Here is a 24,854-nt window from a genome sequence, read left to right on the forward strand (position 1 = left end):
CCGCATTCCGATTGCCGCCTGTCCGCGGCGCATCTGCTGGTCTCGTGTTGTCGATGCCGGGCGGAAGGCGCAGATGCCGTTCCTCCGCCCGGTCTATATAGGTGGCTTAGCCCTTGAGGACTTCAACCAGCGTCTTGCCGAGGCGGGCCGGAGAGGGCGATACCTTGATGCCCGCCGATTCCATCGCCGCGATCTTCGATTCCGCATCGCCCTTGCCGCCGGAAACCACAGCACCGGCATGGCCCATGGTGCGGCCCTTCGGCGCCGTACGGCCGGCAATGAAGCCAGCCATCGGCTTCTTGCGGCCCTTCTTGGCTTCGTCCTTGAGGAACTGCGCTGCGTCTTCTTCAGCCGCACCACCGATTTCGCCGATCATGATGATCGACTGGGTGGCTTCGTCGGCCAGGAACATTTCCAGGACGTCGATGAACTCGGTGCCCTTGACCGGGTCGCCGCCGATGCCGACGGCCGTCGTCTGGCCGAGACCTTCGTTGGAGGTCTGGAACACCGCTTCATAGGTCAGCGTGCCCGAGCGGGAAACGATACCGACCGACCCCTTGCGGAAGATCGAGCCCGGCATGATGCCGATCTTGCATTCTTCCGGCGTCAGGATACCCGGGCAGTTCGGACCGAGCAGGCGCGACTTGGAGCGGTCGAGGCGAGCCTTGACCCGCACCATGTCCATGACCGGGATGCCTTCGGTGATGCAGGTGATGAACGGGATCTCGGCGTCGATCGCCTCGATGATCGCGTCGGCAGCACCAGCCGGCGGAACATAGATGACGGACGCGTTGGCGCCGGTCTTTTCCTTGCCTTCGGCAACGGTTGCAAAGATCGGCAGGCTTTCGCCCTTCGCGCCGGTCCAGGTTTCGCCACCCTTCTTCGGGTGGATACCACCGACCATCTGGGTGCCGTAGTAAGCGAGCGCCTGTTCGGTGTGGAACGTGCCGGTCTTGCCGGTTAGGCCCTGAACGAGAACCTTGGTGTCTTTGTTGACGAGAATGGACATGCGAGGCCTTTGTTTAGGAGAGGTTGGAAGACGTGGGGGACGCACGACGATAGACGCCGCTGACGACCTCCTGCCAAGTATCGCTGCCTGCAGGCGAAAAGCTGACGCCCATCCGGTAGCAGTCTTCATTTTCAAATGTGAATACGGTGCGCTGGCTGCCGCGCGGCGAAGTCTTCATCAGCACAAGCTCATTGCCGTTCCACTCGCCGGACGCCGGCACGGGCGGCGCAAAACCTGCGGTGTCGAACTGGTAGAGCTTGTAGGTCTTGTCCGAAACATCGAAGCCGAAAACATTTCGCGCCTCGAACGAAACAGCACCATCGCGCGTCTGGCGATAGCGCTGCTCGAGGAAGAACCCGCCGAACAACGCCTCGCCGGAAAACTCAGCACTGGCCTTGCCTTCACTCGTCCACGCCGACGCCGCGACACGCTCATCCCCTTCCCACACGCCGGCGAAGGCGTTGAGGCGGAAATGAGCAGCGGAGGGCGTGGACGGGAAGGCCATGATCGTTCTCAGCCGTTGATCGCCGCGACGATCTTCTTGGCCGCATCGTCCAAGTCGTCGGCAGCCGTGATCGCCAGACCCGACTCGTTCAGGATCTTCTTGCCGAGCTCGACATTGGTGCCTTCAAGGCGCACGACGAGCGGAACCTTGAGACCGACTTCCTTGACCGCAGCAATGACGCCCTCGGCAATGACATCGCACTTCATGATGCCGCCGAAGATGTTGACGAGAATGCCTTCGACCTTGGGATCTGCAGTGATGATCTTGAAAGCCGCAGCAACCTTCTCCTTGCCGGCGCCACCGCCGACGTCGCAGAAGTTAGCCGGCTCCTTGCCGTAGAGCTTGATGATGTCCATCGTCGCCATGGCCAAGCCTGCGCCATTGACCATGCAGCCGATATTGCCGTCGAGCGCGACATAGGCGAGGTCCCACTTCGAAGCCTCGATTTCCTTGGCGTCTTCTTCGGTCTCGTCGCGCAGCGTCTTGACGTCGTCGTGACGGAAGAGCGCATTGCCGTCGAAAGACATCTTGGCATCGAGGACGCGCAGGTGGCCGTCCTTCATGACGATGAGCGGATTGACCTCCAGCAGAGCCATGTCCTTTTCACCAAAGGCCTTGTAGAGCGTCGGGAAAAGCGTCTTGGCGTCTTCGGCGGCAGCACCATCGAGCTGAAGAGCCTTGGAGATCGCAACAACCTCGGCAGCCGTCACGCCGGCTTCCGGATCGATGGCGATCGTGTGGATCTTCTCGGGCGTGTCGTGGGCGACGGCCTCGATGTCCATGCCGCCTTCGGTCGAGACGACGAAGGCCACGCGGCCGACCGAGCGGTCGACAAGGATCGAGCAATAGAGTTCGCGAGAAATGTCGGCGCCGTCTTCGATGTAAAGGCGGTTGACCTGCTTGCCGGCTTCGCCCGTCTGCGCCGTCACCAGCGTGTTGCCGAGCATTTCCTTGGCGTGGGAAACGACTTCCTCGATCGACTTGGCGAGGCGAACGCCGCCCTTGGCGTCAGGGCCGAGTTCCTTGAACTTGCCCTTGCCGCGGCCGCCGGCATGGATCTGGCTCTTGACCACGTAAAGCGGACCGGGAAGCGACTTAGCGGCAGCCTCGGCTTCTTCAACCTTGAGAATAGCCACACCTTCGGCAACCGGCGCGCCATAGCCCTTCAGCAGAGCCTTGGCCTGATATTCATGAATGTTCATGGGTCTATCCCTATTTCGATTACTTCAGCGCCAATCACTTCAGGGCAGGCGCGATGTTGATGCAGGCTTCGCAGAGACCGGCGACGGCGCCGACGGACTTGTCGAAGGCTTCCTTCTCGGTCTTGTTGAGATCGATCTCGATGATGCGCTCGACGCCGCCAGCACCGATGACGGTGGGAACGCCGACATACATGTCCTTGACGCCGTACTGGCCGGAAAGGTGGGCAGCACAAGGCAGAACGCGCTTCTTGTCCTTAAGGTAGGATTCGGCCATCTCAATCGCCGAAGCAGCCGGGGCGTAATAGGCCGAGCCGGTCTTCAGCAGGCCGACGATTTCGGCGCCGCCGTCACGGGTGCGCTGGATGATCTCTTCGAGGCGCTCCTTGGTGACCCAACCCATGGTGACGAGATCGGTGAGCGGAATGCCGCCGACCGTCGAGTAGCGGGCGAGCGGCACCATCGTGTCGCCGTGGCCGCCGAGAACGAAGGCCGTGACGTCCTGAACGGACACGTTGAATTCCTTGGCGAGGAAAAGACGGAAGCGCGAGGAGTCGAGAACACCGGCCATGCCGACGACCTTGTTGGCCGGAAGACCCGAAAACTTTTGCAGCGCCCAGACCATGGCGTCGAGCGGATTGGTGATGCAGATCACGAAGGCGTTGGGGGCATACTTCTTGATGCCGGCGCCGACCTGTTCCATGACCTTGAGGTTGATGCCGAGAAGATCGTCGCGGCTCATGCCGGGCTTGCGGGCGACGCCTGCGGTGACGATGCACACGTCAGCGCCTTCGATCGCGGAATAGTCGCTGGCACCCGTCAGATTGACGTCGAAGCCTTCGACGGGCGACGACTGGGAAATATCGAGACCTTTGCCCTGGGGAATGCCGTCCGCGATGTCGAAGAGAACGATGTCGCCCAGTTCCTTCAGGCCGGCGAGGTGCGCCAGCGTGCCACCAATCATGCCAGAACCAATCAGTGCGATCTTGTTACGCGCCATTTTCGCTGTTTCCTTTGCGATCAAATTCGTCGAACGGACGCGCAAGGCACCGCCCAATGACGCAATCGCATAGACCCAAAGCCAAAAAATGGCAATTCATTATTTTTGATGCAGCGTTTTCAATCGTTTAGATACAAAAATTCTTACGTAAACGTAAGACATTCTGTCACTGAATTGTTACTCTGCGGCGCGTTTCTCATGGTGCAGCGCAAGATATTCCGCACTGCGCATCTCAAACAGGCGCGATGCCGTGCGGTCGAATTCGAAGCCCTCGGTGCCCCGGCGCTGCAACAGCAGTTCCTCCGGCATCGCCGCCGCGGAAATGTAAAGCCGCACGGCATGATCGTAAAACGTATCGACCATAATGATGAACCGTTTGATCTGGTTCCGCTTTTCCGGCCCGAGCAACGGAATGTGATCGACGAAGACCGTATCGAAGCGTTCGGCGATGGCGAGGAAGTCGATCGCGCCTAGCGGTTTGTCGCAAAGATCGGTGAAAGAGAACCGCGCCATGCGGTCGACGGCGAGCGGCACATGGATGTGGCGCCCCTTCATCGGGATATCCAGCGGCTGGGCCTTGCGCCCATGCAGCGCCTGCGTCCAGGACGCGTCCATCGCCATGTCGTTATGCTCGTTGAGCGGCACCAGATAGACCGGTTGGCTGCTCAGCTTCTCCATCCGGTAGTCGGTCGGCGAATCCAGGCTGACGACATCGACATGCTGCTTCAGCAAGGCGACGAAGGGCAGGAAGAGGCCGCGATTGAGACCATCCCGGTAAAGATTGTCGGGCTCGACGTTCGAGGTCGCGACCAGCACGCATCCGCGCGCGAAAAGCTCGGAGAACAGCCGCGACAGGATCATCGCATCGGCGATGTCGGTGACCGTAAACTCGTCGAAGCAGAGCAGTTCGGCCTCACCGTAAAGCGCTGCGGCGACCGGCGGCATCGGATCGGCCTGCTTCGTCTCGCCGTTCTTGAGCTTCAGCCGGTGTGCCGCGATGCGGTTGTGCACATCCGCCATGAATTCGTGGAAATGCGCCCGCCGTTTTTTCCTGCACGGCGCCATCGCGAAGAACATATCCATCAGCATGGTCTTGCCGCGCCCGACGCTGCCGTGGATATAAAGCCCCTTGATGCCGTCGGCGGATTTCTTCCTGGCGGCAAACAGCCAGCCGAGCGCGCTCGATTTTGCCGCCGGCCGCAGCTGCTTCAGGCCGGCAAGCACCCGATCGAGGCTCTTTGCCACGTCCATCTGGGCGGAATCGACCTGAAGGGCGCCCGATGCGGTCAGCGCTTTAAGCTGTTCGCAGACGCTGAGCGCATAATCCGGCATTGGTTGCATGAGGGCATATCCGCCTGTCAGTCAACGGCGGAGACCCGCCGGACCATTTACCGGCTGAGACTGATCGACTGGCCTGTGCTCGTCTGTCCCTGGAAGCGGTTGTCGGCCGTCTTGTAGACGCTGCCGAGCTGGTTGCCCGAGCGGTCCTTGAGCAGCACCTGCTTGCCGGCGACCTCCCAGGAGCCCATCGCCGTCAGCTCGCCGACACAGCCACGCGTTCCACCGCGCGAACCGCTGCCGAGATTGGTGAGCGTCAGGAACATGTCGCAGCTACCGTTGACGCGCCAGCTTCCGACCATCGATTCCTTGGTGATATCGAGCGCATTCGCGGCCATTGCACCAGGCTCAGCGCCCGGCATCGGCGCCGTCGTCGTCGGCGCCGCCGGAAACTGCGAGCTGCCGGTCGGCGGCGGAAGCTGCCCGCCCTGCACCGAGGGCACCGGCTGCGCCGTCAACGGCGCCGGGCCGGTACTGGCGTTGGAGCTGTAATCATATGCCGTACGCTGACAACCGGCTAGCGACAGAACCACCACCAGACCTGTCATCGCATATCGCAACTGCATCATCATACTCCTGAATTCGGCCATCGCCGTAGAGAAACGGGCGTGAGACAAGTCCGATTATCGTAATTCGATTTGGTTAATCAAGTCGTGCTGCATAAATTGCCCGTGACAACAACTAACCGAAAAACGATACAGTTCAACTGTCCCGCTGCAAAACTTCCTGCACATAGAATTTGTCAGCAAGGTGTTGAGCGCGTTCATCTCTGTCAGGATCCCTGTCGAACGCGCGCAATGTCCTGGAATAGTGTCTCACCGCTTCTTGCAGAAGGATTGCACCGGGACCGATGCGGATGCCCTGTTCGCGCACCGCGACCGGATCTCGGTGACGGCTTCGGGATCGAAGCCGTCGATTCCGCCCTCGGTATGCACGCGGATCAAACCCGGCGCTCGACCATCATCTTCTTGATTTCGGCGATCGCCTTGGCCGGGTTGAGGCCCTTCGGGCAGGTCTGCGCACAGTTCATGATCGTGTGGCAGCGATAGAGGCGGAACGGATCCTCGAGATTGTCGAGGCGCTCGCCGGTCGCCTCGTCTCTGGAATCGATCAGCCAGCGATAGGCCTGCAGCAGAACGGCCGGACCGAGATATCGGTCGCCATTCCACCAGTAGCTCGGACAGGAGGTCGAGCAGCAGGCGCAGAGGATGCATTCATAAAGGCCGTCGAGCTTCTGCCGGTCCTCATGGCTCTGCTTCCACTCCTTGGCCGGCGCCGGCGACACCGTCTTCAGCCATGGCTCGATCGAACGATGCTGGGCATAGAAGTTGGTGAGGTCCGGAACCAGATCCTTGACGACGGGCAGATGCGGCAGCGGATAGATCTTCACCGCGCCCTTGATATCGTCGAGCCCCTTGGTGCAGGCGAGCGTGTTCGTGCCGTCGATATTCATCGCGCAGGAGCCGCAGATGCCCTCGCGACAGGAACGGCGCAACGTCAGCGTCGGGTCGATCTTGTTCTTGATGTAGAGCAGACCGTCGAGCACCATCGGCCCGCAATCGTCGACGTCGATATAGAAGGTGTCGATCGACGGGTTTTGACCGTCGTCCGGGCTCCAGCGGTAGACGCGGAACTCGCGGGTGTTTTTGGCACCCGCCGGCTTCGGCCAGACCCTGCCTTCGCGCATCTGAGAATTCTTGGGGAGGGCGAGCTCAACCATATCAGGTTCCTCTTGAGATCAGTACACGCGAGCCTTCGGCTCGATCTTGTGCGGATCGATGCCTTCGGCAATGAGCTCGGTGTGAACAGGACGATAGTCGAGTTTCACATCGCCTGCCTCGTTCACCCAGGCGAGTGTGTGCTTGCGCCAGTTGACGTCGTCGCGGCCGGCGAATGCACCCTCGGTATAGTCTTCGCGGGCATGCGAACCGCGGCTCTCCTTACGGGCCTCGGCGCCGTAGATCGTCGTGATGGCGTTGGCCATCAGGTTCTGCAGCTCAAGCGTTTCCACGAGGTCGGAGTTCCAGATCATCGAGCGGTCGGTGACCTTGATGTCCTTCATCTCGCCCCAGATTGCCGAGATGCGCCGGCAACCCGACTCCAGCGATTCCTGCGTGCGGAACACCGCGGCGTCTTCCTGCATGGCGCGCTGCATCTTCTCGCGCAGTTCCGCCGTCGGCGTGCCGCCGCTGGCATGACGCAGACCGTCGAAGCGGTCCATGATCTTGTCGCAGGCTGCGACGTTGAGATGCGGGATCGGCGCTGCGCGGTCGATCACCTCGCCGGCGCGGATCGCAGCGGCGCGGCCGAAGACCACGAGGTCGATCAGCGAGTTGGAGCCGAGACGGTTGGCGCCGTGCACCGAGGCACAGCCGGCCTCGCCCACAGCCATCAGGCCGGGGATGATCCGTTCCGGATTGGCACCGTCGGCGTTCAGCACTTCGCCCCAATAATTCGTGGGAATGCCGCCCATATTGTAGTGAACGGTCGGCAGAACCGGGATCGGTTCGCGCGTGACGTCGACACCGGCGAAGATTTTGGCGCTCTCGGAAATCCCCGGCAGGCGTTCATGAAGAACGGCCGGATCGAGATGGTCGAGATGCAGGAAGATGTGGTCCTTCGCCTTGCCGACACCGCGGCCTTCGCGGATTTCCAGCGTCATGCAGCGCGAAACGACGTCGCGCGAGGCAAGGTCCTTGGCCGAAGGGGCGTAACGCTCCATGAAGCGCTCGCCCTCGGAGTTGACGAGGTAACCGCCTTCGCCGCGCGCGCCTTCGGTGATCAGACAGCCCGAACCATAGATGCCGGTCGGGTGGAACTGGACGAATTCCATGTCCTGCAGCGGCAGGCCGGCACGCGCCACCATGCCGCCGCCGTCGCCGGTGCAGGTATGGGCAGACGTTGCCGAGAAATAGGCGCGGCCGTAGCCGCCGGTCGCCAGCACCACCATCTTGGCGGCGAAGCGATGGATCGTACCGTCATCGAGGCACCAGGCGATGACGCCGGTGCAGCGGCTGCCATCTTCCGACATGATCAGGTCGAGCGCGAAGTACTCGATGAAGAATTCCGCATTGTTGCGTAGCGACTGGCCGTAGAGCGTATGCAGGATGGCATGGCCGGTCCGGTCGGCAACGGCGCAGGTGCGCTGTACCGGCGGGCCTTCACCGTAATTCTGCATGTGGCCGCCGAACGGGCGCTGATAGATCTTGCCTTCCTCGTTACGCGAGAACGGCACACCGTAATGCTCGAGCTCATAGACCGCCTTTGGCGCTTCCATGGTGAGATACTGCATGGCGTCGACGTCGCCGAGCCAGTCGGAGCCCTTGACGGTGTCGTAGAGGTGCCACTGCCAGCTATCCGGCGTCATGTTGCGCAGCGAAGCGGCGATGCCGCCCTGGGCCGCGACCGTATGCGAGCGGGTCGGGAATACCTTGGTGATGCAGGCCGTGCGGAAACCCTGCTCGGCCATGCCGAGCGTGGCGCGCAGCCCGGCGCCGCCGGCGCCGACGACGATCACGTCGTAGGAGTGATCGACATACTTGTAGGCCTTGCCATTCTGGGCGGGTGAAGTCGGTGCCATATCAGCTTATCCTACGAATGCGATTTTCAGAATGGCGAAGAGACAGAGGCCGGCAATCAGGATCGCAAAGAACGTGTTCAGCATCAGGAGAACGATCTTGCCGAATTCGCCATGCACGTAATCCTCGATGATGACCTGCATGCCGAGTTTCATGTGGATGACACCGGAGATCACCATCAGCCCCATGACCACGGCGACAAAGGGGTTCGACAGCGCGCGAACCACATCCGCATAGGGCGCGCCGGCATAGGCGAGCATGAAGAAGACGAAGAAGAGGATGAGCGGAACATTGGCGACGGCCGTCAGCCGCTGGCGCCAGAAATGATCCGTTCCTTCCTTGGCGGAGCCGAGCCCGCGAACCTTGCCGAGGGGGGTGCGCATATCCATGAGAGGGCCTTCAGAAGCGAATGAGGAAGCCGATCACCCAGACCAGCACGGTCAGACAGAGCGACCCGATGATGTTGGCGATGGCGAGCTTGGTCGAGAACTCTTTCCCGAACCCATAACCGAGATCCCACATGAAGTGGCGGAAGCCGCCGAGCATGTGGTGCAGCAGCGCCCAGGTATAGCCGAGAAGCACGAGCTTGCCGAGAAGGCTGCCGAGCACCCAGTTGGCCCAGTCATAGGAGCCCTGGCCGCTTGCCGCCGCGATCAGCCACCAGGCGACGAGCAGCGTGCCGACATAGAGCGCGCCACCGGTAATGCGGTGGACGATGGACATGACCATGGTGGGAATAGGCTTGTAGATTTGCAGATGCGGCGATAGGGGCCGGTTATTTGTCACGTTCGCCATCAGAACCTCGCGGCGGCTTCTCTGCGCTCCCGGATTTCGGAGCATGCTCAGTCAACCACACGAATGACAAAATTCTCTGTGTGCGTTGCATCAATTGCGACGTTTAATCACCGGGAACGCCGACGACAAGCACAATCGCTGTCTGCTTTTAATTTAATCGATTCGCGTTACCGGGAAGTTTGCAGGCTAACAAAACTGGTCTTTTCCGCTCAAATTTTGAGCCGGTTGTCCGACCTGAATGGACAAGCTCCGGCTTTTGGCGCAATCTGGCGTTAACGATTTGTTAAGGATCGGAATTCCGGAGGCCGGCCACCCATGTTTCGCAGTCTGTCCGCAGTCACCTTGCTTACCCTGTCCGCGCTAGCCGCATTTCCCGCCGAAGCCGGCGACCGCCGTCATGATCGTCGCTTTTCCGACCACCGCCAAGCTTTTCATGGCGGACTGCTTCTCGGCGAACGTGTAAACTGGCGCAATCGCGGCATCCGTTTCGACAATGCCTATCGAAATCGGAACCGCAAAGAACGGATGCCGTTCCTGAAACAGTTTTCATCGCCGGCGACCAATCGCGTCGCCCGCAACAATCTCATCGTCGTCCTACCCCAGGCGCAGGGCGGCGGCGACACCTACGCCGGCACGTCTTACGTCTATCAGGCCGATGGCGGAACCTATGTCGGCGGCGAGCGCTACGGCTTCTATCCTCCCGCGCGGCCTGAGCCGCTAGCCCCGAAAGCAAAGGTCATCGATATCGCAGTACAGGACGATCCCTGCTCCTATGAGGCCAATGTCTGCGTCATCCGTCCTTAGAGCATGTCGCACAAAAGTGTGCCGCGGTTTTGCGACAACGACATGCGTAGAAACAAAGACCTAAAGCGCGGGGAGCGAATCTGAAAGATCGCGACGCGCTTTAGAGCAGGATGACGAATGCAGGCGGCTCAAATTTGCCCGGCCCCACTCTTTCGCGACGCGGCTACGTCGATACGGATGGCGCACATCGGCGGGAGGTTTTTGTCCTCAAACGTCGCCCGCCGTGGCGTTCCGCTATCCGGCATCCAAGCATCCCAGGCTCTGTTCATTTCCTCGAATGAGGCAAGGTCCCTGAGCCAGATGTTGGCGAGAATGATCTCTGACTTGTCGGTACCTTCGCGCAGCAGCATGTCATCGATGCGCTCCAGTATTTCGTTGGTCTGCGCCGTCACGCTCGCTCCCCTCGTCAGGTTTGCGACCTGGCCGGGCAGATAGGCGGCATCTGCGAGGAGAGTTTCGTCAACTTTGGCTTGCCCCATCATCGTATTCGCAGACTTCCATGAAAGCTTGAGATTGGGTCGTCGACCCTTCATGGATCACGATGGGGCTTCGCTCGCCACTCCGGTAGAGGGAATTATATTGACCCGATATAATGGAAGCTGAACGCTCCTAGAACAGGATGTCGTCCGAAAACCGATCACACTTTTCGGCATCATGCTCTAGCTGGACAATATGGCGGTATGCCGCGAAATGAAGTCCACAAGATAGCGCGCGCCTTCGGCCGTCTCGGATTGAGCATACAGGCCGATCTCGATGCGCACCGGACCGGGCAGGTCCGCCGATCGGTCAAGCGTCCGGCAGCCCTCCGGTTTCGTCGTGAGCATCATTGGCGCGATACCGATGCCGACGCGAACCGCGGTCGCCATGGCCACCAGCGTCGATGCGACGCACGCCGTCTTCCACTTGATGTTCCGCTGGGACAGAGCCGCAATCGTCGGAAGCGTCCAGGGACACTCCTCTTCGAACATGATGATGGGAAGCGGTTTTTCCGTATCCGCCACAAAGTCGGATCTGACCGTCCACATCAAATATTCGGTCCAGATCAGGGTCGGCTTTCGCGAAAGGCAGGTGATGTCGCAAACCACGAGATCCAGCTTCCTGTCTTCAAACAGGCTAGCGAGGCGGCGATTCGGCTCGACGATGATATCGATCTCGACCTTCGGGTTCTGGGCTCTGAAGGCACTAAGAATGTCGATCAGGTGACCGGCTGCGAAGTCCTCAACGACGCCGAGGCGAATGCGATCCTCGATCATCTTGCCTGTCAGCCTTTTCCCGACCTCGTCGCTGAGGGCGACCATTTCGCGGGCATATGCCAGCATGATCTGCCCATGGCTCGTCAGCTCGAGGCCCTTTGACGAACGCGAAAACAGCGTAACGCCGACAAGCTCCTCCAGCTTGCGGATCTGCATGCTCACGGCCGCCTGCGTTCTGTTCAGCTTGACGGCTGCTCCATTGACGGTGCCGATCTCCGCGACGGTCAGAAATGCACGAAGCAGATACGAATCAAGATCAAGCATCAGAAGCCGCATTCCATACTTTGTGACGCTCGAGAGCCAAGAGCCTCTCTGCCCGTAAGTGGATATTGGACGAACCATGTCCTTCCGGCAACTGGTGACCCTTAGCCCGGGCGCAGCATAGGCTGCACCCCATCAATGCCAGCCTATCGCGCGAACAGAACGCATGCCTCGGGCGGAATGGAAACGCTGATCTCCTGCCCGCGAGCGAATGCTATGTCCGGACGGTTCGGGCAAGCCGAGATTATCCGGTCGCCACTGACGAGGTCCAGAACGACATGCCTGAAGGCACCGAGTGTCACGACGTCGGCAACGCGTCCGGTCATGGCTCCGGCAGCCGGAGCGCCGGACGATATCTCGACGCTTTCCGGCCTCACGCAAATCTCGGCGGCACCTGAAAGACTTGCCGTGGACACGACCGGAAACTCCCAGCCGGATTCGGAGCGAAATTTCCGGGCCGTTCCGCCCGCGGCCGAAATCGAGCCGTGAATCCAATTCGTCCGACCCATGAAATCGGCGACGAAACGCGAGTCTGGACGCCAATACACATCATCCGGCTTGCCGGATTGCATGATTGCCCCGCGGTTCATCACGAATATACGCTCTCCCAGGCTCATCGCCTCCTCCTGGTCGTGGGTTACCACGATGGCGGTCGAGCCGACTGCGGCGAGCACATCCTTCAATTCGGTGCGCAGCTCATGCCGAAGTTTGGCGTCGAGGGCCGACAGGGGCTCATCCAGAAGAACGAGGCTTGGATGGGTGGCGAGCGCCCGCGCAAGCGCAACACGCTGCTGTTGGCCGCCGCTCAACTGGTGCGGCCGCCGCTGTCCGAAACCGACGAGCCGAACGAGCTCAAGCATCTCCGCAATGCGGCGCGGTATCTGCCCCGGCGGATGGTTGCGATGGCGAAGTCCGTAGCCGATGTTCTGTTCGACGGTCATATGCGGGAAAAGAGCGTAGTGCTGAAACAGCAGCCCGACATTGCGCTCATAGGGTTTCAATCCGGCCATCGGCTCGCCATCGATCAAGATCGAGCCTTTGTCGGGCCGCTCGAATCCGGCAATGAGCCGAAGAATGGTGGTCTTGCCGCAGCCGCTCGGTCCAAGCAGTGCGATTGTTTCACCTGGGTTCACAGAGAAGGAGATATCACCGAGGGCAACAGTTTCGCCGAAGCGCTTGCTGACCCCTCGAAATTCCACGGCAGAAATCATCGTATTGTCCTCATGAACGAAACAGGCCTTGGCCGACGACAGTGTCGAAACCCACGACACGGTCCAGCACGACGATCAGCAACGCAGTGACGGCAATCAGGACCACGGCCGCCGCAGCGATCGTCAGATCGAAAGCCGCGCGCATGTTGCTGACCAGCGTAACAGGCAAGGTCGTTGCGGACGGATCGCTCAGAAACAGACTGATCGATACGTCATCCATCGAAATTGCGAAGGCGAAGATCGCGCCGGTGACGACGCCCGTCCGCATGAGCGGCAGGGTAATGGTCCAGAAGGCCTGGCGCTCGGTGGCGCCGAGAACCATTGCGGCCTCCGTCAATCGTTGGTCGCTGCCGAGAAGGCTGGCGAGACTGGTCCTTATGCAATAGGGCAACGTCACGATCACGTGGCCGAGCAGCAGGCGCGCCATACCATTTGTGATACCGGCCTTGGAAAGGAAAAGCAGCAGACCGAATCCAATGACAACAGGCGGGACGATGAGTGGCGAGAGAAAGGCCGAAGTCAGCGCTGCCTTTCCTGGAAAATTGCCCCGGGCAAGACCGACAGCCGCCGCAGTTCCGATCGTGACGGACAGAACCGTCGTGAATACCGCCAAGATGAGGCTGGTGCGCAGGCTGGTAAGGATATCCGCCTGGGAGACGAGCCGTTCGAACCAGTGAAGCGACAAGGCAGGTGGCGGCATCGGGCCGAGGTAGGTCCTGGCGTCGAAAGCCATGACGCATGTTATCACCAACGGGATGGCGAGGAATGCCAATCCAAGGCCGATGACACCGTAGGCAAGGGATCCGGCGATCCGGTCTCCGGTTCTCGCTGCAAGAGACTGTATGTTCATCGGGAAACCCTCCGCGCCTGCGCAAACGTTATGACAGCGACGACCGCCAACGCCACGGCAAGCATCACGAGCGAGATCGCTGCGCCGCTCGGATAGTTGGCGATATCGCTGAACCGGGTGTAGATGACGTTCGACATGAAAAGCACCCTGCCCCTCCCGAGCACCATCGGAATGACGAAGGCGCTGATCGCGAAAGTCAGCGACACAAGCGTGCTTGAGATCAGAGCCGGGAAGCTCAGGGGAAGCGTGATCGACAGATGGGCTTTCCATCCCGGTGCGCCGAGCGACTGGGCCGCATCGAGCAGACGCGGATCGATCGATTGCATCGCGCCAATCAGCGTCAGCGTTGCGACCGGTATGATCGAGTGAACCAAACCCGCAATAACGACGATATTAATATATTCGCGGCTGTTGGGAGAAAGGCCCAGTGTCAAGAGGAAGGGTCGGAAGATGCCGACCGACCCGAAGGTCAGCTCGATTGCGTACGTCTTGATCAGGACGCTGGAAAGAACAAGCGTAATCAAGAAGCCGAGGGTGAGCGTGCGCATCCGCGGTGAAATGCGCCGCACGATGAAATAGGCCAGCGGGAATGCCACAAGCTGGCCGATGATCGCGGCAACTCCGCCAATCCAGAAGGTCGTCAGCAGGACGCTTGCAAACGCCTGGTTTGCAAGCTCGTAATAGTTTTGAACCGTTGCCGCGGCATTTTCCACGGAGCCGACGCGCCCCGGCGTAAACTCCTTCAAGCTTTCGATTGCCAGATTGATGAGCGGTGACAGAAAACCGAATGCGAACACCAGCAGGGCTGGCCCGAGCGTCAGGGCAGCATCTCGGCGATCCGGAATTGAAATGGCAACGGGTTGCCGCCTTACCTTGGTCATGATGGAACAGCCTTTTCCTCGCCCTTGCGGGCCATGAGAAAGGGAGGTTGTCGAAGCCCGCGCCTACGACAACCTGCCGCGAGGTGTCTTAGAGCAACGGGGCGATATCCTGCTCCCAGCGTTTGGACCAGGCATCCTGCTGTTCGAGAACGACATTGTAGTCCGGCACATAGACGAAGCTCGAAAACTCGTCCGACGTGAAGGACAGATGCTTGAGATTGTCGGGCGTGACCGCCTTGCTGTTCAACGGCGCCTCGCCAGCCACCTTGGCGTAGAGCGAATTCATGTCCGAGCTGATCGCGAAATTGACGAAATCGAGCGTCGCCTTGGTGCTCGGCCTATTCTTCAAGACGCCGAAACCGCTCTGGTAGAGGAAGGCTTTGAAGTTGCTGTCCTTGGTGAACCGCGTAACCGGGAAGTTCTTCGCCACGGCCGCCCAGCCGGGCTCGGCGAAGAAGCCGACGGAGGTCTCGCCCGACGTCAGCGAATTGGTGAAATCGATATCGGTGACGGCAACGCGGCCGATATTGCCGGATTTCGCCAATTCCGTCATGAGCTTCCACCCGGGCTCCATATTCGTTTCACTGCCGCCGCCGTGAAGGGCGAGTGCGACAATCTGGAGCATCATGCTCTGTGTCGGGCCTGGCCAGCAGATCGCGCCCTTGAGATCGGGGCTCAGCAGATCATCGATGGTCTTCACAGCGATCGGAGCCGTGTCGGTTCGGGCACCGAAATACATGCCGCCAACTGCGCGCGGGACCGCCTTGATATTGCCCTTGCCATCCCGAATGATGATTTTCTCGGGAATATTCGCAAGGTTGGGAACATCGGCAGGATTGATGGTCTCGAGCCAATCCTCTTTCACCATGCTGTTGAACGAGCCTTCCCAGCCGGCGACATAGTCGTAGTCGACATTCGGCCAGACGGCCTTGATCTTCGGCAGGATCGCGCCCGCGCCGCCCTGGTGAAGAACCCAGTTGAATGTCGCCGCATTCTGGTCGGCGGCAATCTGCTTCATCGCTTCGACGACATCGCCGCCCCATTCGACAGCGGTGAGATTGCCGCTGCCGGCTGCGGCGGATCTCGCAAACCCGGTCATCGTGCCGGCAATCCCCGCGGCGGCGGCGGATCCGAGGAAGCGGCGGCGTGTCATATCGTGCAACATGGTAGGTTCCCTTTGCTGTCGGCCCTCTGCCGGGCCGTTCGCATCGGAGACTGCTTGGACGTTGCCAGCCGCGGTAGTGGGAAAATTCTCGCCGGGTTATAAAGTTTTCTGAACATCCCAATGAACGCGCTACCCGCATCGCTGAGCCTCGGCGGATCCGAGCTATCAAGAATCGTTATATCCCCTCTCGAATTTTCGCGGTTCCAAGAGAAGCGGGCGGCGCTGATGATGGCAGCATCAATACCGTGGGAGCCTGCCTTGACCATTGACCGGGATTTTCTGGAAGACTTGAGAAAGCGCTTCGGCAGCGCTGCAGGCGGGGAGATGGAAGATCCGCACTTCCGCGCCGTGGCGGCGAGCGTATTCAAGGACGGCGACAGCCGCAAATGGCCCTTCGCCGATCCCGCCACCTTTCTGGATGCCCGTTTCATCGAGAACGGCTTGCAGCCCGAGGTGCTTGAGGCGCTTGACGTGGCTTTGATCGGCGTGCCGATGGACCTCGGCGTCACCAATCGCGCCGGCGCACGGCTGGGGCCGCGGGCCGTCCGGGCGGTCGAGCGTATCGGTCCCTACGAACATGTTCTGCGTGTCGCGCCAATGGGAGGGCTAACGGTCGCCGATGTCGGCGACGTGCCGATGCGCAGCCGGTTCGGCCTGGCCGAGTGCCATGCCGACATCGAGGCCTGCTACCGGATGATCGCGGCAACCGGGGTCATCCCTCTGTCGATCGGCGGCGACCATTCGATCTCCGGCGCCATCCTCAAGGGCCTGGCGGCCAGCCAGCCGGTAGGCATGATCCACATCGACGCTCATTGCGACACCGCCGGCCCCTATGAGGGCTCGAAGTTCCATCACGGCGCGCCCTTCCGCGAGGCGGTTCTGGCGGGCGTGCTCGATCCGAAGCGTACGATCCAGATCGGCATCCGCGGCGGCGGCGAATATCTCTGGGAGTTCTCCTTTGCCTCCGGCATGACCGTCATCCACGCCGAAGAGGTGGCGGAGATGGGGCTCAAAGCGGTGATCGCAAAGGCTCTGGAGGTTGTCGGCGCCGGTCCGACCTATCTCAGTTTCGATGTGGACAGCCTCGATCCGGCCTTCGCTCCGGGAACCGGCACGCCAGAAGTCGGCGGGCTTCAGCCGAGGGAGGCCCTGACCCTGCTGCGCGGCTTCAAGGGCATCAACCTCGTCGGCGGCGACGTCGTGGAAATCGCGCCGCAATACGACAACACCACCAACACCGCGCAGATCGCCGCCCAGGTCCTGTTCGAACTCCTGTGCCTCGCGATGTTCAGTCCCGCGGTCAGGACAAAGCTGACCTGAGAACCAGCTCCACAACGGCAGCGTGCCTCGCGCCCGCTGCCATCCATCACCTGTCGCACAACACGTCTCAAAAAGGGGAACGACATGACTGCTCTTATGAAATTGCGCTACACCGCCACTGCGGCAATTGCCGTGTTCGGCATCCTGGCAGGAGCCGCACAGGCCGACGAACTTGCCGATATCAAGGCCGCAGGCGAGATTAACATCGGCATCTTCTCCGATTTCCCGCCCTTCTCTTCGGCAAGCGCCGATATGAGCATCAAGGGCTATGACGTCGACGTCGCCCAGAAGATCGCCGACGGGCTCGGCGTGAAACTCAATCTCGTCAGCGTTACCGGCCAGAACAGGATCGCCTACCTGAACGACGACCGCGTCGACCTGCTGATGAGCGTCGGCTATTCGAAGGAGCGCGCCGAGGTTATCGATTTTGCCGCCCCGTACGCCCCCTACTATATCGCCGTCATCGGTCCGGCAGCACTGAAGGTGAGCGGCAAGGAAGACCTCGCCGACAAGAGCGTTGCCGTCAATCGTGGGACGCTCGAAGACACGTCGCTGACGGCCGTCGCCCCCGGCTCGGCTGCGATCCAGCGTTTCGAGAACTACAATTCGGTCATTCAGGCCTTCATATCCGGCCAGACCCAGCTGATGGTGGTCGGCAACGATGTCGGCGCACAGGTTCTGGCGCGACAGGACGAGCTGAAGCCGGAGCAGAAGTTCCAGCTCCTCAGCTCCCCCTCGCACATCGCGCTCCGCAAGGGCGAGGAAGGCCTGAAGAAGGCTGTCAATGACAGCGTCGCCGCAATGATCGCCGATGGTTCGCTCGACGCTAGCTCGAAGAGCTGGCTGAAAGCGCCGCTCAACCCTGAAAACCTGAAGGACTGACGAGCACGGCCTCCCGCTCACCAGAGCATGATGCCGAAAACTGCAAGCGATTGCGGTGGCATCATGCTTCAATTCTCTGGTTGAGAGGCGGATCGGGATTTCGGGCCGACCCGGCCCAGGTCATCCGGCTCCAAAGGACAAGCGATGAGATACAGCCTCGATTTCAATTGGCTTTGGGACGGAATGGCAGCTCTGGCTTATGGCGCAGGCACGACGCTTGCACTGACGGTCTCCACATCGGTCCTCGGGATCGTTCTCAGCATTCTCGGCGCGGCTGCGCGCCGGGGACCTTATCCATGGTTGCGCAAGCTCGTCGGCCTGTATGTGGAAATCATGCGCAACACGCCATTCCTGGTGCAGCTTTTCTTCATCTTCTTTGGCTTGCCTAGCCTCGGCATTCGCCTCGATCCGATCACTGCCGCCGTCCTTGCCATGACCCTCAACATGGCGGCCTACACGATCGAGGTGGTCGGGGCCGGGCTCGATGCCATACCGAGAGGCCAGAAAGAGGCGGCGCAGGCACTCGGCCTCAGGCCTCGGCTGGTGTTCTTCAAGATCATCCTGCCGCAGGCGATCGCCATCATTTTTCCGGCGCTGACGAGCCAGATCATCATCATGATGCTGGAATCGGCGGTGGTTTCGCAAATATCCGTCCGCGAGCTGGCGCAGGAGGCCGATCTGCTTCAATCGCGCACCTTCCGCTCCTTCGAGACCTATCTGGTGGCCACGTTGATCTACCTTTCGATGTCCGCCGCACTTCGCCGGCTCCTTTTCGCCGGGAAGCGCCGTTTTCTGGGAGCCGGTCTGGCATGATTGAGTTCACCTTCTGGGACATTCTGCGCAATCTTGTCTTCGCGACACGCTGGACCCTTATGCTTTCGCTCGCAGCTTTTGCCGGCGGCGCCATCGTTGGCCTGGCGATCCTGTCTGCACGGATATCGAAAACACGCTGGCCGCGCAGCTTCGCGTCCGGCTACATTGCCCTGTTTCAGGGAACGCCGCTCCTGATGCAGCTCTTTTTGATGTTCTTCGGCCTGCCGATGCTCGGCTTCCGGATCGAGTCATGGACCGCCGCCGTCTGCGGCCTGACGTTCTACGCCAGCGCTTATCTCGCCGAAATCTGGCGGAGCGGCGTCGAGGCGGTGCCGCGCGGGCAATGGGACGCCGCAGCCAGCCTGGGCTTGCATCGTCTCCTCGAACTTCGCCTTGTCATCCTGCCGCAGGCTTTCCGGATCACGCGCGCGCCGACCGTCGGGTTCTTGGTCCAGTTGATCAAGAGCACCGCACTTGCCTCGATCCTCGGCTTCGACGAACTGCTGAAAACCGCAAACGCCATCAACAACGCGACCTTCGAACCTTTCAAGGTCTACGGTCTCGTCGCGCTGATCTTCTTCGCCCTGTGCTATCCGCTGACGCAATACGCCAGATTTCTGGAGAAGAAAGCGGCGTTTAGCTGAGCGGTGCCGAGTTGCTGCTCCGCATTCCGATCGCAACGGAGTGTCCAAAGGGCCGATGCCGGTTGAAAGCTGGTACGCCGCGCAGCGGCGACGCGGCTCTCGTTCAATCACAGAGAATTCGCTTTATCCAGCAGTCAGAACTTACCGGGAGATCGCTTCAATGACCGACACACAAATCCGTATTCTCGATGCCCGGACAACGGGCGAGCTTCTCCCTTTCGGCGCGCTGGTCGCGACCCTGCGGCAAGCATTTGCCGAAGGCTGTGTCGTGCCGGTACGGCATCACCACACGATAGCCAATAGCGGCGAACCGGATGCGACGCTGCTTCTGATGCCGGCCTGGCATGAAACGCACCGGTCGGAGCGCTACCTTGGCATCAAGATCGTCACCGTCTTTCCCGGCAACACGGTGCGCGGCATTCCCGGTTTGACCTCGACTTACATGCTCTATGATGGTCGGACCGGGATGCAGCTTGCGCTCCTTGACGGAAACACGATCACCACGCGCCGCACGGTCGCAGCATCGGCCCTTGCCGCGGATTATCTTGCTCGAAAGGACGCCCGCCGTCTGCTGGTGATCGGCGCAGGCCGCGTTGCGAGCCTCATACCCGATGCCTATCGCGCCGTCCGGCCGATCGCAGATGTCGATATCTGGGATATCGATCCCGCCAATGCGGAACGGCTGGCGCAGAGCCTCCGGCAACAGGGGCTCCAGGCCACTGCCGTCACCGATCTGGAAGCAGCAGTGCGGCAAGCCGATGTCGTCAGCGCGGCGACGCTGGCGACAGCACCGCTTATCCGGGGCGAATGGCTGCGGCCGGGCACCCATGCCGATCTGATCGGCGGCTTCACCCCGGCGATGCGCGAGGCCGATGACGAGGCGCTTCGGCGCTCCTCGGTCTATATCGACACGCACGAAGCCCTTCACGAAGCGGGCGATCTGGTTCAGCCGATCAGGGCCGGCGTCATTTCCGCAGACGCGGTGCGTGCGACACTTGACGAGCTGTGTCGCCGGGATGTTCCAGCGCGGGCGTCCAACGATGAGATCACTCTCTACAAGGCAGTCGGAACGGCGTTGGCCGATCTTGCCGCCGCGACAATGGTGTATGAGGCAGTCTTGATTGCAGGCTGATGTCTTTGGGGCGAAGGGGAAGCAACGGGCCGGCGCTGATATTCGTGCGATATAACGCTTTGTGTGCCATAGTCGGGTAAGCCCCTTGAGCAAATCCGATATAGACCCGCAGTGATTACAAATCCGCCGCGCATCGAAATCCAGCAACTGGCCCATTTCGTACTGGCCTGTCAGAGCCCGACGCTGGCAGAGACCGCGCGCGAGCTTGGGATTGCTCCTTCGGCGCTGACATCAAGTCTGCGTACTTTGGAAAATGAACTTCAACTCAAGCTCTTCATTCGGAAAAGCGGTCACCTCAGCCCTTTGCCAGCAGCCTTCTGGCTGTTTCAGCAGGCAACGGCCATCCTTCATCGCGAAAGGTTCGTGCGTCGGATGCGGAATGGGGACACGGACCATCTTCGCATCGATATTCGTCTCGATCTCAGTTTCTCCATCGGCCGGTTTTCGAAGGCGATCGGACGTACTGTCGAAGATATGGAACGCGAGCGGCCCGACCTGCTGATCGACGTGATGTTTGCAGACATGCGAGGAAAATCCCTTGTTGACGACGAGGCCGAGGAAATCCCTGGCAATGCGGGTTCGATGGAAATCGAAGTCGGCTATATGACCGGCGTGCCATCTGCGAACCTGCCTGCGATGACGCCCTTTTACGATGAGGTCTGGTTTTCCGTCGGAACGGCGGAGGCCGCGATTGATCTTCGCTCCCCCAATCAGAAATTTGTCGTTTTGAAAATGCGTCAGGCACTTCGCGATGCCGTCACCCGATATGCGGACGAGCATGGCATCCGCGACCGCATGATCCTGATGGATGAGGAGCCGGCAGACCTTCATCGGCTGCTCAACGAGTTTCCGCAGATGCGGTTCCTGATGCCCCGCAGTATGGTCGCCGACCGGCTCGGACTTGCGCGCCTGCATCTGGAGCCCCTCGATCCGCCATTGTCGAGCACCCTGGGCGTGCGCGCAAACGGGCCGGACCAGGAGGTCGTGTCCGCCCTGCTTTGTAACCTCAAGAAAAATCTGGAGGCAACGGAGGCCAATATCGTCTTCCGGCCGCAGTTGACGGCACGTCAATTGCACTACTTCAACCTTGCGCATCTCAGCGGAGGTATTTCGGCGGCGGCGCGCGCGGCGCATATTACGCAACCTTCCGTTTCGACTCAGATTCAGAAGATCGAGGCAGTTGTCGGGCAACCCCTGTTCGAACGGCGGCGCAACGGTGCCGAGAGCACGAAGGCCGGCAAGGCATTGCTTCCCTTCACCCTGGAGATCGAAGAGCGCATCGATAGCCTCCTTCGCGCCAGTCTGGATATTGCCGCCCACACACAGGCGACCATCTCAATCGGCATGCTGCCGAGTTCGGGGCATGACAGCGTCATGACGGACAAGGTGGCGCAGGCACTGACGGCAACCCGCCTTGGCCATCCCGAGTACCGGCTGAGGATCGTCGAAGGTTCCAACGCTGCGCTTCACGACCAGGTGCGCGCGGGAGAGCTCAATCTGGCCATCGTCGGCGTCGTCCAGACGCAGATGACCCGGATCCATCTCGGACCGAGCGAGCGCCTCTCGGTCATTGCCAATCCGGCCTTGAACCTTGCCGGCCGAACGGAAATTCCACTGGCCGAAGTTTGCGGATTTCCGCTGGTTCTCGGAATCAAGCATCTCAGTATCCATCAGGCGTTCATGGCAGCCGCCAGCGCGCGGCATCTGCGTGTCGAGCCCGTCATGGACGTCGGTTCTCTGCCATTGGCCATCGCCATGGTCCGCCGCTTGCCGGTCTGCACGGTCCTTCCGGTGTCCTCGGTCCAGCAGGACATCGGCAGCGGACGCCTCACCGCGGCGTCGATTACGGAAGACGTCATCGCCGGAAACCTCTCGGTGATTTTCTCTGGCGAAAGGACGCTGTCCGAGGCGGAACGGACGATGATCCAGTCACTCGTTGCCGTCTTCGGCCAACAGGCGTGATCTAACGCATGTCGCGTCGGATCGGGATCATGCGCCGAGCATTCTGATTTTCCTATCCTCCAATTCATGATTTTCGAGCTACCCAGCCTCCGGCCTGCGGCTGATACTTGGCGCATCAAACAGCTCGGAAATGACTTTCACAGGATTGCCGGATGAATGATCGCCCTGATCCGCTTGAAGACGCGGCCATGACATCCAAGACGGCCAGCGCTGCAATGCGCGGCAGCGAAAGCGATCAATCCTGTCGAGGCATTCTTCAGGAACTCGACCGACGCGGTCAGCTGCTGGTGATTTCGGAGGAGATCGACCCGATCCACGACGTGTCGGCCATCCTTTCCATCGTCGATGAAAAGGCGGCGGTGCGGCTCGACCGCATCAAAGGTCACGACATGCCGATCTTCGGCAACATCCTGTCGGATCTCGATCGTGTCGCCCTGGCGCTTGGCGTCGCAAAAAGCGAGATCCAGGAAAAGCTGCTGTCCTCGATCGCCTCTCCCATGCCGCCTGTCTTCGTGGACGATGCGCCGGTACAGCAACAGCTCTTCCAGGACGACATCCTGACCCGGCTTCCAGTCCCGACATTCTTTTCCAAGGAGACCGGTCCTTACATTACCGCGGGTCTGATCGTGGCGCGCGACCCCGAAACCGGCTTGGGCAACGCGTCCTATGCCCGTATCAAGATGCTTGGTCCGAACGAGGCGATGATCGGAATTGCACCGAACCATCATCTCGCCATCATGGCCCGCAAGGCGGGCGCCAAAGGCGAGCCGCTCCCCTTCGCCGTCGTCCTCGGCGCGCATCCAGCCATTCAGCTTGCCGCCTGCTTCTATCTGGGGCTTGGTGACGATGAAATGCACTGCGCCGGATCGCTGCTCGGCGAGCCGGTGCGGCTTGCCCGCTGCAAGTCGGTCGATCTTGCCGTGCCTGCAGAGGCGGAGATCGTGCTCGAAGGTCATATTCATATCGACGAGCCGATCCTCGAAGGACTGGTCTCAGAATATCACGGCATGTACGAGGATTACGGTTCCGGAGTGCGCGTCAGATTTGAATGCATGACTTGCCGCTCCGACGCGATGTTGCAGGTGATCGAGCCCGGTTACCACATGGAGCACCTCTATCTCGGCGCGGTGCCGATCGCTGCCAGCCTCAAGGCCGTCATCCGGCGGTCCGTTCTCAATGTCGGCGAGGTTGCCGTCACCGCATCAGGCAGCGGACGGAACAACGTTGTCGTGCAGATCGATACGCCCCGCCCGGGACAGGCACGCCGCATCATGTCGATCTGCTGGGGTGCGGTCAGCATCGTCAAGAACATCACGATCGTCGACAGCGATGTCGATCCTTGGGACCTCGATGCCGTCGAATTGGCAAAGATGACGCGCATGCGCGCGGAGCGCGACATTCTCATCGTCACCGACCTTCCGGCAGACCGGTCCGAGCCTCAGGAATCCGGCGGCGTGATCGCCAAGGTCGGTTACGACGCCACGATGAAGGCGGGCGATCGAAGGGAAGGGTTCGACAAGGCGCTTCCGCCGCCGGATTCCTACGAACGGATGCGCCAGCTGCTGTCGCGCGTCAAGCCGGAGATACTCGTTTGAGGCGGTTGATCATCGGCATATCAGGGGCTTCCGGTGCAATCTACGGCCTGCGTGCGCTGGAGATGCTCCGGGATTTCGACGACGTCGAGACGCATCTCGTCATATCGCCCTCAGCGATCCGCACGGCACTGGCTGAAGGGACGGGAAAGACCGCGGACGAAATCCGTGGCCTCGCCGACCGGGTCTACAGCCACGGGGATATCGGCGCCTCGATCGCCTCCGGCTCCTTCCGGTGCGACGGCATGCTGGTTGCGCCATGCTCGATCAAGACGCTGAGCGGGATCGCGCATTGTTATGCGGACGATCTGATCGTGCGCGCCGCCGATGTCTGCCTGAAGGAACGCCGCCGGCTGGTGCTGATGGTGCGGGAAACGCCGTTGCATGCCGGCCATATCGCACTGATGGACCAGGCAACACGCAACGGCGCGGTCATCATGCCGCCGGTGCCGAGCTTTTACACACTGCCGAAATCAATCGCCGAAATGGTCGACCAGACCGTGGGGCGTGCGCTGGATCAATTCGGGCTTCATCATCCGACGGTCCGGCGCTGGACGGAGGATCATAACGACTGAGCCATGAAGAGCAGTGCTGAAAGCTGCCGGGCCATCATGTCAACCGCATGCAAAACAACGACGCACAATCACTCCCCCAGGGGAA

At 60.7% G+C, this 24,854-nt stretch carries 25 protein-coding genes; 9 read left to right on the plus strand and 16 right to left on the minus strand.

Annotation, left to right across the window (positions count from 1 at the left end; translation table 11 throughout):
• Positions 1-106: 106 nt before the first annotated feature.
• From sucD to sdhC, 10 genes are all read right to left on the minus strand, one after another.
• Positions 107-1,009, minus strand: a complete 903-nt coding sequence (sucD, locus tag RLCC275e_RS20220; RefSeq protein WP_012759277.1) for a succinate--CoA ligase subunit alpha — start codon at positions 1,007-1,009, stop codon at positions 107-109.
• A 13-nt stretch (positions 1,010-1,022) separates the two neighbouring features.
• Positions 1,023-1,514, minus strand: a complete 492-nt coding sequence (locus RLCC275e_RS20225; protein ID WP_033181817.1) for a DUF1579 family protein — start codon at positions 1,512-1,514, stop codon at positions 1,023-1,025.
• Between the two features lie 8 nt (positions 1,515-1,522).
• The gene (gene sucC / locus RLCC275e_RS20230) at positions 1,523-2,716 is read right to left on the minus strand and encodes an ADP-forming succinate--CoA ligase subunit beta (RefSeq protein WP_033181818.1); all 1,194 of its coding nucleotides are present in this window, start codon (positions 2,714-2,716) and stop codon (positions 1,523-1,525) included.
• A 34-nt stretch (positions 2,717-2,750) separates the two neighbouring features.
• On the minus strand, positions 2,751-3,713 hold the full coding sequence (mdh, locus tag RLCC275e_RS20235; protein ID WP_003543522.1) for a malate dehydrogenase: 963 nt from the start codon (positions 3,711-3,713) through the stop codon (positions 2,751-2,753).
• Between the two features lie 177 nt (positions 3,714-3,890).
• Positions 3,891-5,054: a cell division protein ZapE gene (gene zapE / locus RLCC275e_RS20240; RefSeq protein WP_033181819.1), complete on the minus strand. Its 1,164-nt coding sequence runs from the start codon at positions 5,052-5,054 to the stop codon at positions 3,891-3,893.
• 47 nt (positions 5,055-5,101) lie between these two features.
• Complete coding sequence (locus tag RLCC275e_RS20245) at positions 5,102-5,617, minus strand: protease inhibitor Inh/omp19 family protein (protein WP_033182110.1); 516 nt, start codon at positions 5,615-5,617, stop codon at positions 5,102-5,104.
• A 374-nt stretch (positions 5,618-5,991) separates the two neighbouring features.
• Positions 5,992-6,771 carry a succinate dehydrogenase iron-sulfur subunit gene (locus RLCC275e_RS20250; RefSeq protein WP_028743655.1) on the minus strand — a complete coding sequence of 260 codons (780 nt, stop codon included), beginning with the start codon at positions 6,769-6,771 and terminating at the stop codon, positions 5,992-5,994.
• An 18-nt stretch (positions 6,772-6,789) separates the two neighbouring features.
• Positions 6,790-8,631, minus strand: coding sequence for a succinate dehydrogenase flavoprotein subunit (gene sdhA, locus RLCC275e_RS20255; RefSeq protein ID WP_028743656.1), 1,842 nt, complete (start codon positions 8,629-8,631; stop codon positions 6,790-6,792).
• A 6-nt stretch (positions 8,632-8,637) separates the two neighbouring features.
• Positions 8,638-9,018: a succinate dehydrogenase, hydrophobic membrane anchor protein gene (gene sdhD, locus RLCC275e_RS20260; protein ID WP_028743657.1), complete on the minus strand. Its 381-nt coding sequence runs from the start codon at positions 9,016-9,018 to the stop codon at positions 8,638-8,640.
• A 10-nt stretch (positions 9,019-9,028) separates the two neighbouring features.
• Complete coding sequence (sdhC, locus tag RLCC275e_RS20265) at positions 9,029-9,424, minus strand: succinate dehydrogenase, cytochrome b556 subunit (RefSeq protein ID WP_012559217.1); 396 nt, start codon at positions 9,422-9,424, stop codon at positions 9,029-9,031.
• A 315-nt stretch (positions 9,425-9,739) separates the two neighbouring features.
• On the opposite strand from sdhC, the gene RLCC275e_RS20270 reads away from it, so the two are divergent.
• On the plus strand, positions 9,740-10,228 hold the full coding sequence (locus RLCC275e_RS20270; RefSeq protein ID WP_033181820.1) for a hypothetical protein: 489 nt from the start codon (positions 9,740-9,742) through the stop codon (positions 10,226-10,228).
• Between the two features lie 128 nt (positions 10,229-10,356).
• On the opposite strand, the gene RLCC275e_RS20275 is transcribed toward RLCC275e_RS20270, so the two are convergent.
• From RLCC275e_RS20275 to RLCC275e_RS20300, 6 genes are all read right to left on the minus strand, one after another.
• Positions 10,357-10,710, minus strand: a complete 354-nt coding sequence (locus RLCC275e_RS20275) for a RidA family protein (protein ID WP_028743659.1) — start codon at positions 10,708-10,710, stop codon at positions 10,357-10,359.
• Between the two features lie 177 nt (positions 10,711-10,887).
• Positions 10,888-11,757, minus strand: a complete 870-nt coding sequence (locus tag RLCC275e_RS20280) for a LysR substrate-binding domain-containing protein (protein WP_028743660.1) — start codon at positions 11,755-11,757, stop codon at positions 10,888-10,890.
• A 131-nt stretch (positions 11,758-11,888) separates the two neighbouring features.
• Positions 11,889-12,953: an ABC transporter ATP-binding protein gene (locus RLCC275e_RS20285; RefSeq protein ID WP_033181821.1), complete on the minus strand. Its 1,065-nt coding sequence runs from the start codon at positions 12,951-12,953 to the stop codon at positions 11,889-11,891.
• 10 nt (positions 12,954-12,963) lie between these two features.
• The gene (locus RLCC275e_RS20290; protein WP_130684026.1) at positions 12,964-13,803 is read right to left on the minus strand and encodes an ABC transporter permease; all 840 of its coding nucleotides are present in this window, start codon (positions 13,801-13,803) and stop codon (positions 12,964-12,966) included.
• The gene (locus RLCC275e_RS20295; RefSeq protein ID WP_033181823.1) at positions 13,800-14,684 is read right to left on the minus strand and encodes an ABC transporter permease; all 885 of its coding nucleotides are present in this window, start codon (positions 14,682-14,684) and stop codon (positions 13,800-13,802) included. The genes RLCC275e_RS20290 and RLCC275e_RS20295 overlap by 4 nt, the downstream gene beginning before the upstream one ends.
• Positions 14,685-14,772: 88 nt before the next feature.
• Positions 14,773-15,849: an extracellular solute-binding protein gene (locus tag RLCC275e_RS20300; RefSeq protein WP_033181824.1), complete on the minus strand. Its 1,077-nt coding sequence runs from the start codon at positions 15,847-15,849 to the stop codon at positions 14,773-14,775.
• A gap of 258 nt (positions 15,850-16,107) precedes the next feature.
• Between RLCC275e_RS20300 and speB the strand changes: the two genes are divergently transcribed.
• The 8 genes from speB to RLCC275e_RS20340 all read left to right on the plus strand — a co-directional run bounded on the left by speB (position 16,108) and on the right by RLCC275e_RS20340 (position 24,769).
• Positions 16,108-17,169 carry an agmatinase gene (speB, locus tag RLCC275e_RS20305; protein ID WP_033181825.1) on the plus strand — a complete coding sequence of 354 codons (1,062 nt, stop codon included), beginning with the start codon at positions 16,108-16,110 and terminating at the stop codon, positions 17,167-17,169.
• Positions 17,170-17,253: 84 nt separating this feature from the next.
• On the plus strand, positions 17,254-18,051 hold the full coding sequence (locus RLCC275e_RS20310; protein ID WP_033181826.1) for a transporter substrate-binding domain-containing protein: 798 nt from the start codon (positions 17,254-17,256) through the stop codon (positions 18,049-18,051).
• Positions 18,052-18,195: 144 nt separating this feature from the next.
• Positions 18,196-18,864 (plus strand): amino acid ABC transporter permease, encoded by a 669-nt coding sequence (locus RLCC275e_RS20315; protein ID WP_033181827.1) that lies wholly within the window; start codon positions 18,196-18,198, stop codon positions 18,862-18,864.
• Complete coding sequence (locus RLCC275e_RS20320) at positions 18,861-19,508, plus strand: amino acid ABC transporter permease (RefSeq protein ID WP_033181828.1); 648 nt, start codon at positions 18,861-18,863, stop codon at positions 19,506-19,508. The genes RLCC275e_RS20315 and RLCC275e_RS20320 overlap by 4 nt, the downstream gene beginning before the upstream one ends.
• 160 nt (positions 19,509-19,668) lie before the next feature.
• A complete protein-coding gene (lhpI, locus tag RLCC275e_RS20325) occupies positions 19,669-20,640 on the plus strand; it encodes a bifunctional Delta(1)-pyrroline-2-carboxylate/Delta(1)-piperideine-2-carboxylate reductase (protein WP_033181829.1) in 972 nt (323 codons plus the stop codon).
• A 111-nt stretch (positions 20,641-20,751) separates the two neighbouring features.
• Positions 20,752-22,602 (plus strand): LysR family transcriptional regulator, encoded by a 1,851-nt coding sequence (locus RLCC275e_RS20330; RefSeq protein ID WP_033181830.1) that lies wholly within the window; start codon positions 20,752-20,754, stop codon positions 22,600-22,602.
• Between the two features lie 152 nt (positions 22,603-22,754).
• Complete coding sequence (locus RLCC275e_RS20335; protein WP_033181831.1) at positions 22,755-24,197, plus strand: UbiD family decarboxylase; 1,443 nt, start codon at positions 22,755-22,757, stop codon at positions 24,195-24,197.
• Complete coding sequence (locus RLCC275e_RS20340; RefSeq protein ID WP_003543560.1) at positions 24,194-24,769, plus strand: UbiX family flavin prenyltransferase; 576 nt, start codon at positions 24,194-24,196, stop codon at positions 24,767-24,769. The genes RLCC275e_RS20335 and RLCC275e_RS20340 overlap by 4 nt, the downstream gene beginning before the upstream one ends.
• Positions 24,770-24,854: the final 85 nt, after the last annotated feature.

Source organism: Rhizobium brockwellii, from assembly GCF_000769405.2.
Classification (GTDB): domain Bacteria; phylum Pseudomonadota; class Alphaproteobacteria; order Rhizobiales; family Rhizobiaceae; genus Rhizobium; species Rhizobium brockwellii.

Bases quoted from the DNA above. Each gene is read 5' to 3' on its own strand.
- sdhA (WP_028743656.1), bottom strand. From the start codon at position 8,631: ATGGCACCGACTTCACCCGCCCAGAATGGCAAGGCCTACAAGTATGTC.
- RLCC275e_RS20285 (WP_033181821.1), bottom strand. From the start codon at position 12,953: ATGATTTCTGCCGTGGAATTTCGAGGGGTCAGCAAGCGCTTCGGCGAA.
- mdh (WP_003543522.1), bottom strand. From the start codon at position 3,713: ATGGCGCGTAACAAGATCGCACTGATTGGTTCTGGCATGATTGGTGGC.
- RLCC275e_RS20320 (WP_033181828.1), top strand. From the start codon at position 18,861: ATGATTGAGTTCACCTTCTGGGACATTCTGCGCAATCTTGTCTTCGCG.
- lhpI (WP_033181829.1), top strand. From the start codon at position 19,669: ATGACCGACACACAAATCCGTATTCTCGATGCCCGGACAACGGGCGAG.
- sucC (WP_033181818.1), bottom strand. From the start codon at position 2,716: ATGAACATTCATGAATATCAGGCCAAGGCTCTGCTGAAGGGCTATGGC.
- RLCC275e_RS20275 (WP_028743659.1), bottom strand. From the start codon at position 10,710: ATGATGGGGCAAGCCAAAGTTGACGAAACTCTCCTCGCAGATGCCGCC.
- RLCC275e_RS20280 (WP_028743660.1), bottom strand. From the start codon at position 11,757: ATGCGGCTTCTGATGCTTGATCTTGATTCGTATCTGCTTCGTGCATTT.
- RLCC275e_RS20300 (WP_033181824.1), bottom strand. From the start codon at position 15,849: ATGTTGCACGATATGACACGCCGCCGCTTCCTCGGATCCGCCGCCGCC.
- RLCC275e_RS20245 (WP_033182110.1), bottom strand. From the start codon at position 5,617: ATGCAGTTGCGATATGCGATGACAGGTCTGGTGGTGGTTCTGTCGCTA.
- RLCC275e_RS20335 (WP_033181831.1), top strand. From the start codon at position 22,755: ATGAATGATCGCCCTGATCCGCTTGAAGACGCGGCCATGACATCCAAG.
- RLCC275e_RS20295 (WP_033181823.1), bottom strand. From the start codon at position 14,684: ATGACCAAGGTAAGGCGGCAACCCGTTGCCATTTCAATTCCGGATCGC.
- sdhD (WP_028743657.1), bottom strand. From the start codon at position 9,018: ATGGATATGCGCACCCCCCTCGGCAAGGTTCGCGGGCTCGGCTCCGCC.
- sdhC (WP_012559217.1), bottom strand. From the start codon at position 9,424: ATGGCGAACGTGACAAATAACCGGCCCCTATCGCCGCATCTGCAAATC.
- RLCC275e_RS20225 (WP_033181817.1), bottom strand. From the start codon at position 1,514: ATGGCCTTCCCGTCCACGCCCTCCGCTGCTCATTTCCGCCTCAACGCC.
- RLCC275e_RS20310 (WP_033181826.1), top strand. From the start codon at position 17,254: ATGACTGCTCTTATGAAATTGCGCTACACCGCCACTGCGGCAATTGCC.
- sucD (WP_012759277.1), bottom strand. From the start codon at position 1,009: ATGTCCATTCTCGTCAACAAAGACACCAAGGTTCTCGTTCAGGGCCTA.
- RLCC275e_RS20250 (WP_028743655.1), bottom strand. From the start codon at position 6,771: ATGGTTGAGCTCGCCCTCCCCAAGAATTCTCAGATGCGCGAAGGCAGG.
- RLCC275e_RS20315 (WP_033181827.1), top strand. From the start codon at position 18,196: ATGAGATACAGCCTCGATTTCAATTGGCTTTGGGACGGAATGGCAGCT.
- RLCC275e_RS20290 (WP_130684026.1), bottom strand. From the start codon at position 13,803: ATGAACATACAGTCTCTTGCAGCGAGAACCGGAGACCGGATCGCCGGA.
- RLCC275e_RS20270 (WP_033181820.1), top strand. From the start codon at position 9,740: ATGTTTCGCAGTCTGTCCGCAGTCACCTTGCTTACCCTGTCCGCGCTA.
- zapE (WP_033181819.1), bottom strand. From the start codon at position 5,054: ATGCAACCAATGCCGGATTATGCGCTCAGCGTCTGCGAACAGCTTAAA.